Annotated in this window: 12 protein-coding genes; 4 read left to right on the top strand and 8 right to left on the bottom strand. The window is 44.9% G+C overall.

What is annotated here, in order from left to right:
- Positions 1-2 precede the first annotated feature (2 nt).
- The 4 genes from AC4E8B_RS22795 to AC4E8B_RS22780 form a co-directional block, all read right to left on the bottom strand.
- Positions 3-2,831, bottom strand: coding sequence for a DEAD/DEAH box helicase (locus AC4E8B_RS22795; RefSeq protein ID WP_490219853.1), 2,829 nt, complete (start codon positions 2,829-2,831; stop codon positions 3-5).
- Positions 2,824-4,446 carry an SWIM zinc finger family protein gene (locus tag AC4E8B_RS22790; RefSeq protein ID WP_490215770.1) on the bottom strand — a complete coding sequence of 541 codons (1,623 nt, stop codon included), beginning with the start codon at positions 4,444-4,446 and terminating at the stop codon, positions 2,824-2,826. The genes AC4E8B_RS22795 and AC4E8B_RS22790 overlap by 8 nt, the downstream gene beginning before the upstream one ends.
- 190 nt (positions 4,447-4,636) lie before the next feature.
- Entirely contained in the window at positions 4,637-5,362 is a 726-nt protein-coding gene (locus AC4E8B_RS22785; RefSeq protein WP_490215768.1) for a hypothetical protein, read from the bottom strand.
- A 163-nt stretch (positions 5,363-5,525) separates the two neighbouring features.
- Positions 5,526-7,100 (bottom strand): C39 family peptidase, encoded by a 1,575-nt coding sequence (locus AC4E8B_RS22780; RefSeq protein ID WP_490215767.1) that lies wholly within the window; start codon positions 7,098-7,100, stop codon positions 5,526-5,528.
- A gap of 305 nt (positions 7,101-7,405) precedes the next feature.
- On the opposite strand from AC4E8B_RS22780, the gene AC4E8B_RS22775 reads away from it, so the two are divergent.
- The 3 genes from AC4E8B_RS22775 (at position 7,406) to AC4E8B_RS22765 (ending at position 10,683) form a co-directional block, all read left to right on the top strand.
- Complete coding sequence (locus AC4E8B_RS22775; protein WP_490215766.1) at positions 7,406-8,791, top strand: S41 family peptidase; 1,386 nt, start codon at positions 7,406-7,408, stop codon at positions 8,789-8,791.
- Positions 8,792-8,941: 150 nt separating this feature from the next.
- Positions 8,942-10,123, top strand: a complete 1,182-nt coding sequence (locus AC4E8B_RS22770; protein ID WP_490215765.1) for a hypothetical protein — start codon at positions 8,942-8,944, stop codon at positions 10,121-10,123.
- 14 nt (positions 10,124-10,137) lie between these two features.
- Positions 10,138-10,683, top strand: coding sequence for a signal peptidase I (locus tag AC4E8B_RS22765; protein ID WP_490215764.1), 546 nt, complete (start codon positions 10,138-10,140; stop codon positions 10,681-10,683).
- 21 nt (positions 10,684-10,704) lie between these two features.
- On the opposite strand, the gene AC4E8B_RS22760 is transcribed toward AC4E8B_RS22765, so the two are convergent.
- The 4 genes from AC4E8B_RS22760 to AC4E8B_RS22745 all read right to left on the bottom strand — a co-directional run bounded on the left by AC4E8B_RS22760 (position 10,705) and on the right by AC4E8B_RS22745 (position 13,692).
- Positions 10,705-11,502 carry a lipid II flippase Amj family protein gene (locus tag AC4E8B_RS22760; RefSeq protein WP_490215762.1) on the bottom strand — a complete coding sequence of 266 codons (798 nt, stop codon included), beginning with the start codon at positions 11,500-11,502 and terminating at the stop codon, positions 10,705-10,707.
- A gap of 182 nt (positions 11,503-11,684) precedes the next feature.
- A complete protein-coding gene (locus AC4E8B_RS22755) occupies positions 11,685-11,960 on the bottom strand; it encodes a hypothetical protein (protein WP_490215761.1) in 276 nt (91 codons plus the stop codon).
- The gene (locus tag AC4E8B_RS22750) at positions 11,960-12,706 is read right to left on the bottom strand and encodes an Ig-like domain-containing domain (protein WP_490215759.1); all 747 of its coding nucleotides are present in this window, start codon (positions 12,704-12,706) and stop codon (positions 11,960-11,962) included. Before AC4E8B_RS22750 ends, AC4E8B_RS22755 begins: the two co-directional genes overlap by 1 nt.
- Entirely contained in the window at positions 12,706-13,692 is a 987-nt protein-coding gene (locus AC4E8B_RS22745; RefSeq protein ID WP_490215757.1) for an Ig-like domain-containing domain, read from the bottom strand. The genes AC4E8B_RS22750 and AC4E8B_RS22745 overlap by 1 nt, the downstream gene beginning before the upstream one ends.
- Positions 13,693-14,299: 607 nt before the next feature.
- On the opposite strand from AC4E8B_RS22745, the gene AC4E8B_RS22740 reads away from it, so the two are divergent.
- Positions 14,300-16,693: a hypothetical protein gene (locus AC4E8B_RS22740; RefSeq protein ID WP_490215756.1), complete on the top strand. Its 2,394-nt coding sequence runs from the start codon at positions 14,300-14,302 to the stop codon at positions 16,691-16,693.
- Positions 16,694-16,767 lie beyond the last annotated feature (74 nt).

Genomic DNA, 16,767 nt, shown 5'->3' with positions numbered 1-16,767 from the left:
ATTTAAACCAGATGAACAAGGTCGCGGAGTTCCTCGGTGGACAGCTCCGTGATCCAGCTTTCGCTTTGGATGACCTGGTCGTTGAGGGTTTGCTTTTTCTCGAGCATCAGATCAATTTTCTCTTCCAAGGTTCCTGTGCAGATCAACTTGTGAACGTGGACGAACCGTTCCTGGCCGATCCGGTAGGCACGGTCTGTCGCCTGGTTTTCCACAGCCGGGTTCCACCAGCGGTCATAGTGGATAACATGGTTCGCCGCTGTCAGATTCAATCCGGTCCCGCCTGCCTTCAGGGACAGCAGGAAGACAGGGAATTCCCCATTCTGAAACCTGGTGATCATTCGGTCGCGCTCATTTTTTGAGACACTCCCGTTCAGGAATGGCACATCGATTCCGTGCCGCTTTTTCATGATTTTCTGGATCATGCGCCCCATCTCAATGTACTGGGTGAAAATAAGGCAGCTTTCCTCCTGCTCCAGAACGGCATCGACGAGGGCATTCAGCTTTTCGAGCTTGGATGACCGTTCGAGCAGATGGGACGGCTTCTCTTCCTTCAGGTAAAGAGCCGGGTGATTGCAAAGCTGCTTCAGGCGGCTCAGCAGCTGAAGGATCAGCCCTTTGCGCTCAAAGCCTGACAGCTTCTCAATCTCGGCAAATGTATCCTTGACCAGCTGCTCATAGAGTGAGGCCTGTTCTGCGGTCAGCGGGCAATATTCCTTTTGCTCCACCTTATCCGGCAGGTTCAGTGCGACTTCTTTGTCCTTCTTCGTCCGGCGCAGGAGGAAGGGGCGGATGATTGCCTGGAGCTGCTGGACTTTTTCTTTTTCATCTTCCTTCTCGATCGGGAGGATGAACTTTTTCTGGAACTGCCCGAGACTGCCAAGATAGCCGTGATTGGTAAAATCAAAAATTGACCACAGCTCGCTGAGCCGGTTTTCCATCGGCGTCCCGGTCAGGGCAATATGATGCTTGCCGCGCAGCTTCCGGACTGCCCGGGACTGCTTGGTCTGCGAATTTTTAATATTCTGGGCCTCATCAATGCTGATCGAGCTCCAGGTGACAGCCTCAAAATCCGCGAGATCCAGATGGGTTAAACCGTAGGAAGTTAAGACAATATCCGCTTTCTCAGCTTCTTCAGTGAACATCTGCCCCTTCAGGCGATTCTGTCCATAATGGAGATACACCTTAAGGTCAGGGGCAAAGCGTTCAATCTCTTTTTGCCAGTTGCCGAGCACTGACGTCGGGCAAATGATAAGAGAGGCTCCTTCTTGCTCCTGCTCGCGCACTTTTAATAAGTAAGAGATGAGCTGGACCGTTTTTCCGAGTCCCATGTCATCAGCAAGGATCGCGCCGAAGCCGTATTTCCTAAGGAATAACAGCCAGCTCATCCCGAGCTGCTGGTATGGACGCAGTTCGCCGTGAAGGGCAGCCGGCGGTTCAGCCAGCGGGATGTTGTTTACCTCGCGAAGCTGCTTCACCATCTGCTTCCACTGCCGGTTCAATTCAATCTGGATACGGGCGAATGCCTTGGGATTATCAAGCTCATCTTCTGAACCATCTTCTCCGGACAATTCCTGCTCAATCAAATCGCGGACATGCAGCCCTTCTTTTTCCGCTTTTTTCATCAGATCCTGAATCTGGCGGATGAAGCCGTGGTCAAGCTTGATCCAGCGGCCGCGGATATAGACGAGGCGGCGCTTTTCTTCAACGAGTTTATTGAACTCATCTTCTGACAGCTCAACCCCGTTCATGCTGAAGCGCCAGTCATAATCAAGCATCGCCTGCAGGCCGACGAAGGAAGGGCGGTGGCTGCCGGAATTCCCTTTAACCTTCGCCTTCACCTTCATGCTCGCATTTTTCATCGCCTGCCACCAGGAAGGAAGGAGAATCTCGACGCCAAGAGCAAGCAGCGTTTCACTTGCTTCAGTCAGGAAAGTCCAGGCTTCGTCTTCTGTCAGGCGGGTAGAGAGCCCGCGATCGCCGTTCAGCCATGGAAAGACATTGATCCAGCGCTGCTGCTCCCGTTCAATGACTTCCTGATATTTATGCCAGCCGCGCGGATAGTTGCTTTCATCCCGGTAATCGACAAACAGATCAGGGTTCTTCTTTCCGCGCAGGAAAACAGACAAGTCCCAGAAGCTGTCGATATCAGCAGGCTCCTCAAGCTTCAGGCCGATTGTAAAAGGCACATCATTTTCCTTCAGCCCGATCCATTCCTGCCAGCTTTCTTCGTCAAAATAAGCAGCCAGCTGGCTTGGCGCGATATCTTCGTTCTGCAGGCTGTCTATCTTTTGCCCAAACATTTCTTTCATTTCTTTATTCCGGTTCAAATAATCATTCAGAGAGCGGTCAAACCAATGCTGGACGAAGCCTTTGACAGAGCTGCCCTCTTCTTCTTCAGCAAGGGGGCGCTCCCAGAAGGAATCATCAAATTCATAAAGGACATTCTCGGGCAGTGCCCAGTGGAACTCATTCTTTTCCCATGCCTTAAAGTCAGGGACCCATTCTTTTTCAAGGATGGATTCCTCAAGCGCATGTCCGGCAGCAAGGCAGATCTCGGCTGTTTCATCCCAGTCCCATTCGATCAGGCGGTTGAACTGCTCATTCGCAAACAGCGTAGCCAGCTGCCAGCCGTTGATCAAGAGTCCAGGGGCGCCCTCCAGCTCAGACTGTGGGAGCATCGTCCCGAAAAAACTTTCCTTATGATTGTTGAACAAAAGGTTCTGCCACTCGTTCGGCACCATCCATCTGTCATGCTCATCAGAAGCTCCAATGAAAAAAGTGTTCTTATCAAATAGTTGGACGTTCACTTTTATAAACCGTGTTTTAAGCATCAATCAGCTTACCCCTTTTGCATTCTTCATGAAAGGCACGCAGCCGTCTGGTCTTTTCCAGAATTATTTCCAGAAAAAGCTCCCAGTCATCCTGCCGCTTCAATTTCTTGTAGATGGTCCGCAGCTTCTTCATCTTACGGACAGCTTCCCGGTAATGATCCCGGCTCTTCATATTTATATGGCCCTGCACAGACTGATGGTAAAGCCCAAGCAGGATCTCAGGCTCGGCCTGCTGAATCCTTTTGATCCGCTCAGAAGGGAGCATGCTGATATCAAAACCGATATAAGCCTGGAGCTCTGCCCACTTTTCATAGTTTTCCTGTTCAAAAAGAACATCCTCATATTCCCGGTAGCTGTACGGCAGCGTCTGGATCATGGCTTTCTCATACAGATCAGGCCTCCGCATCTCGCCGGTATAGGGGCGCAGTGCCCTCAAAGCCATTCTGGAAAAATCCATGCTGGCATTATAGTCATTGTTCCAGCCAAGATACTCCTTCAGCCGTGAAACAAATACCTCGGCAAACGGAGTCATCCGCTTCCATTCTTTAAGGCTGGTGAAATAATCAAGCCAGTATAAAAGATAAGGCGTCATCGCCGCATTCGGGACCTGGATGATATTCATTGCATCTTCATCCTCACGCAGGAGGATATAAAGATGGGTCACCCCCACAACCAGGGGCATTGTTGTCTCCTCCTGAATGCTGTTAAGCTTCTTGACTTCCTCTTCCCGCCATTCTTTGCTCTTGAAGAGATGAGTCCAGAGCAGGCGGTAGAGGTGAGCGCGCTCATACTCAATCTCAAAATCGTTCGTCAGAAGCTCTGCTGTTTCCTCTTTCAGCTTCCCGATGAATTCGTCAAACGCAAAAGGCACTGACTGGACCGTCAGCTTGCCTGTAATATCCGCTGCTTCTTCGGTCATGAGGTGGAAGAGGTGGCGGTAATAGCGGTTGATCGTATCCTCGAAATAGCCGAGCTCCATGCTTAGGGAGATAAGCTTTTTAAAAGAAACAATATGCGCAATCAGCATATAAAGAAGCCGCCATTCCTGCTCGACCGGCGCTGCCGCCCTGAGCCGCCGCAGATGGACCTGAAACAGCTCGGCTATCACATAAGGCTTCGGGTCACCCTGGCCCAGCAGGATTTTATCAAAGCTTTCTTCAATAGAAGATTTCCAGTTATCATAATCCGGCTCCTGCTGCTGTTTGTTCGCCTTCAGCAGATCCCTTGCCGTCTTCAGACCCTGCAGGGCCGCCGATTTTGTTTCCTTGACCGGCTGGCGCCAGTCATCAAGCCAGGCGGCCACACTGCTGCCCTGGGACAGCAGATAGAAAAACGCAGCCATCCGGTGCCGGCAGAACCCTTCAAATGGACAGGAGCATTCACTATGGTTAATGAAGTCAAGATCAAGCGTCACCCGCGCAGGCGTCACATCCTGGACCACGGCCGTAATCTGGTCACCCTCATAATTCACCTGATGCACAAGCCCCTGATGATACAGTAGCAGGCCCTTCTGGACCACCTTCTGATCTTCCTGGTCCTCCGGCCTCAGCAGGCTCCTAAGCTCGCCCGCCGCAAACTGCAGCCCCTCCAAATACCGCTCAGGAATCTGCGCCATAACAATCCCCCCTATACTCTAACCCGGCTGGAACCGGGTGAAAAAACACAAAAAAAGCACACAAAAACAACAGCATTCCGATAAAATACATATTCCTTTATTATACCGCATTTGGCGGGAGTCTAAAAGCAAACGAAGAAGAGGGTCTGACCCCTACGAAAGTAGGGGTCAGACCCTCTTCTTTTATCACTCAATCAATTGCCTTCAGCAAAATATTATTCAGCTGCGAATCTTTCCCTTTATCAAAGGTGAAATAGAGCTCATAGCCGCCTCGGGTATACTTCATTGTCCAAACGCTGTCCATGTCACTGATGCCTTCCCAATTCGGCTTGCCGATTCTTTCCCTGATGATATGCGGAGTGATCGGAACAAGATAATCATTGAACCATGAGATAGCATAGACATGCTGATCGTACGGGTAATAGTTATAATAGCTGTACTGCCCAAACCTCTGGGCCAATGCATCGTTTTGATATTCCACCGATACAGGTTCATGTTTGTAATAATCAAAGACCTTTTTTATATCAGTGCTGCCGTCAATGGAGAATGGCTGTCCCTTAAAGATGCCCTTTTCCAGCTGGGTAAGGATATTGCCATCAAAGAACACAACCCGTGCCAGCTGCATCTTCTTATGTGTCGAAGGCGTTTCATACTTTACCATCGCCGGATCTTTCTTGATAAAAAGGCCAGCCCCCAATCCATACAGCCCGCCATGAACATCCTGATACTGATACACACGGAACTCGCTTCCTTTAACCCTGGAGCCTCCAGGCAGAAGCTTGCCATCGCTCGACAGTTTATAAAGAGGGGAATCCTTCAAAAGAGTAACTTTCCCGATCTGTGATGGAATCAGGATCGTTTTCCCCCAAGGAACCCCAATCAGCTCTGCTGCTTTGGCAGGAGAAGAAGAAGGCATAAAGAGCAATCCAACTGACAAAACAGCGGCAATTCCCAATATACTGATTTTTTTAAGCGTAATGACCTCCCAGATTAGTATATGTGCCTTAACTCTATACCTCTAATCCTATGCGTTAAAACAGGGTCAGACCCCTACTTTCGTAGGGGTCTGACCCCAGCCTTTACTTTAACTCCGCCAGAAACCTTTCCCGAACCCCAGCATCCTTAATCTGCCCAACAACAGCCTTCAGCTCTGCTGCCTGCTGATTATACTCTTCAGGCGCCACCCTCGCCTGATCAAGGGCTTTAAAGTCATCCAGCATCATTTTAGCTGTTACGGTATACCGGTGCTTGGCAATCATGTCCTCAGCCGGCTTCTTATAGGCAGTGAGCACAGCCTCCCGTGTCGACTGTCCATACACGCGGTACAGAAGAACCGCATTTTTTCGAACTTCCGCCGACAGCTGGTGATACTTCGCTTCACCAGTATCTCCAAGCGGGTCGCCCAAGACTGCAACATCCATGGAATATGCCATATCGACAAGCTTCTTCCCGGATGTGACAGCATCAATATAGCCGACAGCTCGTCTATAATAAGTGATAACATCTGCATTCAGTTCATTCTGTAAAGCCTGTTTCTTAGCCGCATCCCCAACCCGTCCGATGGCAGCCTGGGACAGATTCAAATATTCCTTCGTTTTATTGAAATAGGTCATATTTGGATAACCGGACACATCACCAGGGTATTTGCCTTTCCGATAATCCGCCTGAATCTCCCACTTCAGGCTTCCTGCATAGGACTTCGCCGCAGCCAGGACCTTCTGTGCATCAGCCATTGCCCTTTCCTGCAGCATGCTGGAAGGCGGTGTCTCATAACGGATATAGCCCGCCATATTGGTGACATAGCCTCCGCCGCACAGTTTGTATTGCCCGCCGTAATGTCCGTCATAACCACAGACCTGTAATGTCTCAAACGGCTCCAGCACTCGGCCGGCTTTCAGCCCGGTGCTTGTACGATCCCAAAGCGTAATCGGCTTCATGATGGTCAGCTTGCCGATCTGGCCAGCCGAAAGCTCTTTATCCCAATCAGCCTTCGGGATGGCCGCAATCGCCTGGCTGCCCATCTGAATCCAGGAAGCCTCGAAATCCTTGCGCGGCACAGCGCGGTTCTTCTTATTATACAAAGGATCATTTATGTAGACATACTGGCTGTCATAGCCAGTCACAAGAACAGAATGTTCTTTATATGTAATCTTCAGATTGCCGCTTGAAGTATTCCACGTCTGGAAATAACTGCTCGGCAGCTGCTTGAATTGTGAATTTGTGATAACCCAGACAGGACTTCCCATATCGATAGCCTTATAAATGGCAGAAGGGCTGCTTCCTGTAAAATCAACCACTCTGCCATGCAAATACTTGTCAGCCAAATCGAAGATTGGCCCATGATAAACACCAAGACCGGGAAGGCCAAATGTATACATATTGCCCACAAATCCATCGTAAGGATTTCCATAAACGCCATTCGTCTTGAATGGAACCTTTTTCACTTCCTTGGCCAGCTGCATTTTGCCGACATTCACGCCCTGGTCCTGCAGCAGCATGCTGAGACTAGTAACCTCACAGCCTCTCGGAAGCTCGGGCATTTGCTTGATGTGCGGAGCATCCAGCTTTTTAGCCGAAGCCTCTCCGTCTGCAGCAGCCAGTCCTGCCAAAAACATTACCGTAAAAACAAAGAAAGATAGAGTTTTAGCCTTCAATTAATACGTCCCTCCACAAATAAAGTCATAAATCCGTATACTTTACCCAGTATATCAGGGGGGGAAGCATGTCGAAATTCCTCATTTACTGCCAAAAGAAAAGACAGGAAGAAAGGCATTATCCTTCCGGAATATGTAAGTCTGTACCAGCTAGATGACAGAAAGGAAACAAATGAGGGACCTATCGGCCATGCCGCGTATCAAATAAAAGATAACAAGACTGAAAAGTCCTTATTGGACCCTATCAAAATATGGATAATAATACTAAAATAGTTATATATCAACCTATCTATGGAGGAACAGAAATGAAACTATTGAGGACTGCCCTAACAGGCCTGACGGCCTTCCTGCTGCTGTTTTCTGCACAGACCGCTTCAGCAGCAGAACCGCTAAACGAGATCAGGCAGATCATAAGCAACTATTATATAGAAGATGTTCCGGACCACGTCCTGGAACAGCCCACTGCAAAGAGGATCACAGACTATCTGGACCCTTACTCTGTCTATATGTCCGCAGATGAATACGAGAAATTCTTTCGTACAATCGAACGAGAGCTCGTCGGAATCGGTGTCACGTTGGAAGAAGACAAGGCAGGCATTAAAATTCTCTCTGTCATTGATGATGGCCCGGCCAAGAAGGCAGGTCTTGAAGCGGGGGATATTATCACCAATGCCGGAGGAAAAAGCCTGGCAGGGGAGTCTGTCCAATATGCCATATCCTTGATCTCTGGAAAAGCCGGAACGACAGTGGAGCTGGCGATAACAAAATCACAGACGAACGAAAAAATAACTAAAACACTAATAAGAGAGGTGCTCCATCTCCCTAATACAGAAACTGAAATTCTGGGAGGAGATATAGGATTCATCAGACTGAACAGCTTTGCCGAAAATTCAGCTGCAGAAATCGAGGCAGCCATCAAAAGCATGCCAGAAACAAAAAGCTGGATACTAGACCTCCGCAATAACGGAGGGGGTCATGTGTCGGCAGCCCAGGAAATAGCTGGCTTCTTCCCTGGTGTGAAGGATGCTTTCCAGCTCCGTGATAGGAACGGAATTGAAGAAGTGAATAAAAGCATACCGCAAAAGGTTCACTTCACCAAGCCAGCTCATATATTAATCAACACATATAGTGCGAGTGCTTCTGAAATGCTCTCGGCATCTGTGAAGGAGCAGAAGGGAGCGGTGCTATACGGCCAGAACTCATTCGGGAAAGGATCTATGCAAACCCTGTTTGCCCTGAGTGACAACAGTTTCCTAAAGCTGACAACAGCCCATTTCTATTCACCAAAAGGTACGCCCGTCAACAAGGTCGGAGTAAAGCCTGATGTAATAACATCTGTAAACGAAGAACTGCAAGTATCACACAGGGACCAGCTCCTATCGCAGTATCCCGGCTATCTCAAACTGACTGCACTCAATAGCGTACCGGTCACAAAAACCTTTAAAGTAGTCATGAATATGGACATGAACTGGTCCGGCCTAAAACCGGAAGACGTCCAGCTAATCCAATTGGGCGGCCAAGAGGTCCCGGTAGAGGTTAAAGCAAACAGCAGCCGAAGCATGACCATCACGCCAAAAGCCAACCTCCAGCCAAAAGGCCATTACCTGCTCCTCATTCACCCAAAATGGACAAGCAGCACCGCCAAGAAGATGGCAAAGGGAATTTATCTAGAGGTTAAAGTAGGGGTCTGACCCCTACTTTATACCTACAAAAGTTCTTAATAAAGAAAAAACGATTGAATTTTACTTCTTGTAATGTATAATTATAGTATTAATATACCCAAAGGAATCTTATTTTTTTGCTTTTGTTGTTCTTTATAGAGAATAAAAGGGGGATTGTTCATGGATCCAAGATCTGTGCGGAAACAGAAGAGGCTGGAACAGAAAAGGAAGCGGATGAGAAGGGTGCTTACTTCTAGCATTGCCATTTCTTCCATACTGCTTGGAGGTGCAAAGCTGGCGACTCCGACATATGGTGAGTTTAATGACACAGAAGAACAGGAAATGGCCATTGGCGCATGCGTCATATTCCCGAAATACATAGAAGAACAGAAAGAGAAGGCTGAAGAACTGGCCAAGGAGATGGAAGAAGATCTTGAAGAAGCTTTGAGTAAAATTGAGGAACTCAAAATCGATGACTTCACCAAAAAAGCAGGGGAGATGACAAAAGAAAATTCAGAAGGAGAGGCGCCGCCAACCTCATCAGCCCCTTCTGGCGATTCATCGACCGTTGAAGGCTTAAAGGCGATTCAGGCTCAGTTGTCATCTAAAATTACTGCAGCTAATGGTGAAATCCAATCCAATACCGATGAAATAAGCCAAATCACTGAGCTTTCAAATGAACTACAAGCATTGCAGACAGCACTGGGAAAGATAGCTGGTGAGGCGCTGCCTGAAGTAAAAGAAACCATCCAAAATAAAATAGAGAAATTTAAAGAAATTAAGAAGTTTATAGAAGAGGCAGAGAAATTGGTAGAAGAATGCAGATATGAACCTGATTTTTTCTATATGATCTTTAAAGCTTTAACAGCAATTGAAGAAAAAAACACTAAAAACACAGAGAAAATGGAAGAAGCAATCAAGCAGACCGAAGAACAAGTAAAACAATTTGAAGAGCAATCCAAACAATTCGAAGACATTATCAAGGCCCTTGGAGCTGAGATTGAAAGCCTCAAATCAAAGATAACCAGCCTTGAGCAGGAAATTGCAAGCATTGACACCCAGATACAAAAGCTAATTGAAGAAGAGGAAGAAAAAGAGCGCCTTAAAAAGCTGAAGGAAAAAGAGAAGCAGGAAGAAGAAGAACTGAAAAAGCTAGAGGAACAGAAGAAGAAGGATGAAGAGAAACAGGCAGAAGAACAAAAGAAGAAGGCAGATGAAAAATCAGATACAGGTAATAATGAGCCAAAAGAAGACAAACCAGCTGCTGCTGAAGAAACAAAAGAATCAGAACAACCTGTCCAAGACAAGCAGGCTGAGCCAGAACAGCAGCAATCCAATGAAGATACTAATCCAGCAGGATAACAGGATTACTGCCAATGAAGCTGCTGCTTAAATCCCTATATTATTTTCTTATCGCTCTATCAATACTTATGATCTTTTCCTTGCTTTCATCCAAACTGAAAGGAGAAAGCCCAAGCCTGTTTGGCTATGAAGCCAAACAGGTCTTATCCGGTTCAATGGAGCCTGTTATCCCGACAGGCTCTATTGCCATTATGAAAAAGTCCTATGACATAAAAAAACTTACTGCAGGTAACATCATAACCTATACAAAAGATAATCATTCAGTAACCCACAGAATAGTTAGTGTAAATGAACAGAGAAGCAACATTTCTTTTGTCACACAGGGGGATGAAAATCAATTTCCAGACAAGGAAGCAGTCCTGCCCATGCAAATCACCGGCTTCTACACCGGCATAACCATCCCAAAAGCCGGCTATCTCCTGAACCTTATAAACACTAAATTGGGAAGTTTTCTATTCTTCATCATCCCAGGGCTCTTTTGCCTCCTGTATGCCTATGTAATCTTTAAGCCAATAACGTTCAACAGACGGAACACAGGGACCCATAACAATGAATACTAGGTCCTTAGTAGGGGTCTGACCCTAATTCAAAACACCGCTAACCCAGGCAATCCAATAAGCAGCAGGCAAAAACAGCAGCTGAGCAAGCAAAGTCCCGCAGAACCGTGATATCATAAGCCAGCCGTACATCTTAGCCATATTATCAGCTCCACCTTGTTCAGTCAGCGCCTTCTCGGTCAAAAGCGCGATGCGAGGATCCAATACCAATGTCAGCAGAATCGTCGCAAATCCGTTAATAAGCCCCGTCGCCATGCTGGAAGCTGTGGAATGATCCGGACTTACCAGTGAAGCATACAAAGCAGAAAGGATCCCGGTCGTATAAATGGCCGTCACAATCATGTTCATCAACATGATCCGCTTTGGAATGCCGCCGACCCTCAGCTTCTCGAACATCTGAAACCTTGGCCGCCTCACATAAGAGCCGGTCTTTTTAAGTTTGCTTATATTAGTCGCACTGACCAATGCAAACACAGAACCTTCTGCCTCAAAGCGCTTAATCACAAAGATAGCCAGTTTAGTGAAAGTGGGAAACAGTATAATGGCCAGCAGAGTACCTACAGATGCACTAAGCAGAACAAGCCGGAAAATCCCTTCAACATTAATGGCTTTGTCTACCCTCGCACTATCAATCACACCGCCAAGCAAGGGAGCCTGTACCAGATTGGAAGTCCGCGCTACCAATAATACAATCCCTGTCAACGAGAGGGAGACAGCAATCTTCCGCAGCCTCACGCCGCCAAGGCGGATGCTGTAAGCCAGAGTCTCGCTTGTATGTATAATGATTGTAAATAAAATAATAGCTAACAATTTCATATCCAAATTACATCACCGCACCTTATCTTTACCAAAGAAAAAAGAAAAAGCCGGCAGCAGAGACAATCTCTGTACCAGCTTAAAGGAGGCAGAGCGATCTGCCTAGTTAGGTAAGCACCAGCCATGGACCATTCACTGCTCAATGAACCAGTGTCACATATTAAGACGAGGCACCCAGCGGAAAAGTTTCATTTTATTTCTACTATTTTAAAAACTTCTTCTTCCGTAGTCTGAACTTCCGAAGAATCAGCTTGTCCTTCTCCCGCAGCCTTCTCTCCATCTGAGCTGCTTTCAAAAGAACTCTGATCCTTCCCGGCAGCAGTGCCTGCCACAGGAACTTCAGCCTGCTCTTCCTCAGGACTCAGCTTTGAAATAATCTTCGGCCACATGGCTATATTCACCAATATCAGCGTAAATACCAGCATATTAATCAACATCAATTTATACGGTGATTTCTTCTTCATTACGGAACAATGATCTCCTTTGTTTCCAATACCTTTTTGGACATGCTGTATCCTTTGATCAAAATCTTATCCCCAGCCTCAACACCAGGCTTATATAGAATAAACTGGTTATTCCCTTTATAATCAAGCTCAGCCGAACCAGCTTTAACACTTGTCACCTGATCACTTACAGCAACTGTGATTTCTGCAAAGTGGCTATGTTTTTTTACTTCAGCCTTCAGGATATGCTGAGGTTTTTCTTCTTTAACGCTTCCTGAAGCAGCAGGCTTAGAGCTGCTTGAGTTTGATGAACTGCGATTTCCGGCCGCCAGGCTTTTGCCGGCACTTGAAGCTCCGTTTGCTTTCTCATCAAAGCTCTTAGCAGCTTCTCCCCCCTCCAAAGCAAAAGGAACAATCGTATGCTGATTCAAATAAAGCTTCTCCCCGGAACGAAGATTTCCCTTAATATGCAAAAAATAGGTTTTATCCTTTGAGTAAGGGGTATTAGGGGAAATGTTGAGCTTGTTATCATCACCAGAAACCTTTAAGGAGGTGCTGATCCGCTTTCCAGTATGATCAATAATGTACACGTTTTCCTTTTTCACCGACCCCTTATTGATAGGGTGGTTGAAAGTGATGCTCCAGCTTTTCTGGGGATCGCTGATCACTCTCGCATCAAGACGAACCTCTTCTGTAGCAGCATAGCTTCTTAGACTAATAGGTATCAATAGCAGCAAAAGAACTAAAACGGTTTTCTTGCCAAACATTATCTATCCACAACCTGTACTTTTAAATCACGGATATTATGCTCACTGAGCAGGCTGCTGAACAGCTTTTCATCGGACAAGAGCTCATGGAACGATATGACGGCACCATCTGTTTCGTATTTATAAGACTCATTGTATTCTGTTATCACTTTCTCAGCGGCAGAGAACTTCACAACTTTCTCATCTATTTGCTTATTGGTGCTGTTAAATACCTTAATCCTCACATCATAGAAATCCGGCATCTTCGAAAAACCGACATCAAAGGTAAAAGTATCGCCCTTGGACTGTGTCTTGCCGTTTGGATCGGCAGTCACTTTGCTGGCATACTGATTTTTCAATACCTTATCGCCCTTCATAATATCAACATGAACATAACTTACATCTTCTGATTTAGTTACAACATCTATATTGGTAATCCCATTAGTGGAAGACTGTTCTTCCTGAATCGCACCTTGCTGCTTATGAAGCACAGTTACTTCATTAATGTACTTTTTTGGTGCCACGGCCATAATCTGTCTTGGTGAGTAGGATGCAAGCATGTCTTTAAGGCGCTTTTCATTAATCACCATCAGTTCATAAAAGTCATAGTAGTTAGTTCGGAAGGAGAAATTCATATTTTGAGCATACTGCCCGTTGCTTAATGTCACTGAGTTTCCGAAAATTTCAACTGTATATGTCTTATTAAAGTCTAACGGCTTGCTTAAAATGACAGATACAGTGTTTCCGATTTTCCTATATTCCTTGATATCAAGAGGAACGTAATATCCATCTTCAAAGACAGTTATGGAACCTGATGCCACTTTTAGCACCTTATCGTTAAATTCAATCTTAATGTCCGTATCAACAGGCACATACTGATCATTGGACGAAGGATAGGTATGCTCGATCGTTGGAATAGTCGCTGCATATCCTTTAATAGAATGAAAAGATAACACAGCAGTTCCAATCAAGACGAGGGCGACAAAGAGGTTTAATCCTTTTTTCATAGTAATCCACCTTTTCTTTCCATTTATGTATAAAAGTAATTTTACAACGGATAGGCTGAATGTACCAGCTTTAAAAAGAAAAAAGCCGCCAGTTATTGGCAGCTTTTTTCCCCGCGCTGAAGCAGAAGGTTAGTACGCTGTACTAAATACAAGTTTAAAGAAAGCAGTGTCCTTTTGGAAGGAAAGTACCTTCTAAAGAATAGTTTACCAAATTTAGAAAGAAAGTACATGAAAAATTTTCCGAAACACCCATTTTTTTAATTTATTACGTTATAATTGGAAAAAAAGTGAATAGAATAGCAGGGTGTGAATTTACCAGAGGTTATAAGTAAATTTATTACAAATTTATTAAAATAAGCATTTTTTAATAGAAAATTGTAGAAATTTAGTAAGATATGTATTAGTATTGAAAAGAAGACCAAAGGTGGAAATTTATTGGCTGTTTACCAAAAAAATAATTAGTTGGAAACTATTGCAATTAATTTGAGTCTCTAGTATACTTTTTTACTAGTTAGGTAAGCGGTGAATAAATAGGTATAAACAACCATTGGTATTCATTGCTACAAAATAAAAAAGCACTACATAGCTGAAGGGAGAATACAAGTTTATGAAGAAGAAAGCAATCAAACTCGCTACTTCTACAGCAATCGCCGCTACAGCATTCGTAGCAGCAGCTCCAGCTAACCAAGCTGATGCAGCTGTAAATGTAGATCAACTAGTCAAAGACGCAGAAACTGCAGCAGGTGCTCTTAAATGGGCAATCTCATTAGAAGGTACTGCTGACGGCAAAACTCGTCCATGGGCAATTTACAACTTAACAAAAGACGCTACTGCAAAAGCTAAAGCAGCTGTTGCAAAAGTTAGCGGATCTCAAAAAGTATTATACGAAGCACGCCTGCAAGCTGCTGATGTGCAAATTGCACGTGCACAAGCATATATCGATGCTTTAACTGCTGGAGAAAAAATCAAAGGTTTCCAAGCTGAACTTGAAAAAGCAATCAGCGCTAACAACCTTGATGCAGTTGAAACAAACTACCACAATGTAACTCGCGAAATTCGCAAGCAAGCTAAATTGCTTTACCGTGTATATGGTCAATCAACTCGTGACCTTATTCTTGAAAACTACAAAGCTCCAGCTGAGAGAGTTGTAAACTCTGTTAAAGTTGAAGTGACAGTTAAGATGGAACTTGATCTTGCTGCTGCTGATGTTAAAGCTGGCAAGCTTGAAGAAGCTTCAAAGCATATCAATGAAGCAAATGCTCTTCTTCCACAAGTTGATCAGTGGAAAACTGAATTAACTAAAAATCGTGATGATGTAGTAGCTTCTCTTCCACTACAAGTAACTTCTGTTACTCGTGTGAACGATACTACAGTAGAAGTGAAATTCAGCAAAGCTGTTGATGCAGTTCTTCCAGCTGGACAATTCACTTTCGATAATGGACTTCAGGTAACTGCTGCTTCAGTATCTAGCGACAGAAAAACTGTAACGCTAACTACAACTACTCAAGTTGCTGGTAAGGCTTATGTACTTTCTTACAAAGGTGTATCAACTGGTCTTTCCTTCACTAAAGCAGCTAACCCAGCTGATGATTCAATCGTTGTTGATGCTACAGATGTGGCGCGTTTAGAAGTTGGTAAAACAAGAACTTACACGGTAACTGTTAAAAATGCCGATGGTTCACCTTATACTGGTGAAGCTACTATCCGTCTTTACGGTGACAGCAATAGAGGTACTTTGACTAACTCTGATACAGTTCTATCTTCAGTTGAGGGTCTAAAGACTGGAATCAATACTTCAGCAAAGCCAACAACTGGTTCATCTGCTGAACCGTTAGCATTTGCTGTTGGTCAAGCGTGGGAAGGAACTGTTGGTCTAGATGGTAAAGTGACTTTCACAGTTACATCACCAGCTGGCGATGATAGTGAATCTTCAGTAGTGTATCCAGTTGTAACACTTGATACTAATAAAAATGGAGTTCCGAACTATGCAACAGAAAAGTACGTAACAGGTGCAGCAACTTACTTCTATGTTCCAGCACCAACAAGCTACGTCAATCAGTTTACTCTAGGAGCGACTGGTACAGACTTCTATGTAAACAAAAATGACAAATATCTTGTTTATCAGGATAGCACTTCTATCGGTGATGCTTTGAAGTATAGCTGGGATAGCAACGATAACTTCTTTATTGACAATAGAAGAGTAACTATGGCTGATTTCGAAGCAGCGATTTCAAGTGGAGATGCTTTAGTAATTGATTATAAGAGTATTAGTGCAAATAACTCTACATTCACAATCACTAGCGATGTAACTCAGGGGCCAGCTATTAGTGTTACTAATCCAGATGAAGTTGTACGTTACGATGGAGTTAACTACCGAGTAACTGGTAAAGGTAAGCCTGGTAATAAAGTACAAGTATTCAAAGACAAAGGTGTAGCCGGAACTTTTGAGCAAGGTACTGATGCACTTGTTGGAGAATCCGTTGTTGATGCTAATGGTAACTGGGTTGTTCAAGCTTCAAGCTTGGATCAAAATCAGGCAAACAGCCTAATTGCATTGCAATTTGCTCCAGAATCATCATCTGCTTCATTGAATAATCAAGTTGCTACAACAAATGCTAATGTTGCTCAAGTACCAACCATACTAGAAGGTGCTTTTGCCCTTACTAATGTAACTTTTGATGGAAACAGTGATCGTGTAGTGGGTATCGGTGATAGGTTACAACTTGGATTCTTGAATAACCCTGCATTTGGTCATGCTTTAGAGCTTGCTTCTAATGCTACAGTTACTCTCGAAGATGCATCTGGTAAGAAAGCGGTTATCAGAGTATCAGAGCCTTCAGCAAATGTAGTAAGCTTTGATAGTTTCGTTTCTTCTGATTCCGGTTTCGGATCTGGACAAATCACAATCAAGGATGTTACAGGCTTTGCTAACCAAGACAATTTAGAGCTAAGCCTAACTGACTCTACAGTTAAAGCTTTCAGAACAGGTCTTTTACAGTAAGTAAGCTTAAAAGACTTAAGGGCTGTTGGGATAATCCCAACAGCTTTTTTATTAAGGATTTACCATATAGAAAT

It is taken from the genome of Bacillus sp. SRL543 (genome assembly GCF_984799205.1).
This window is presented reverse-complemented; position numbering and strand designations above follow the sequence as displayed.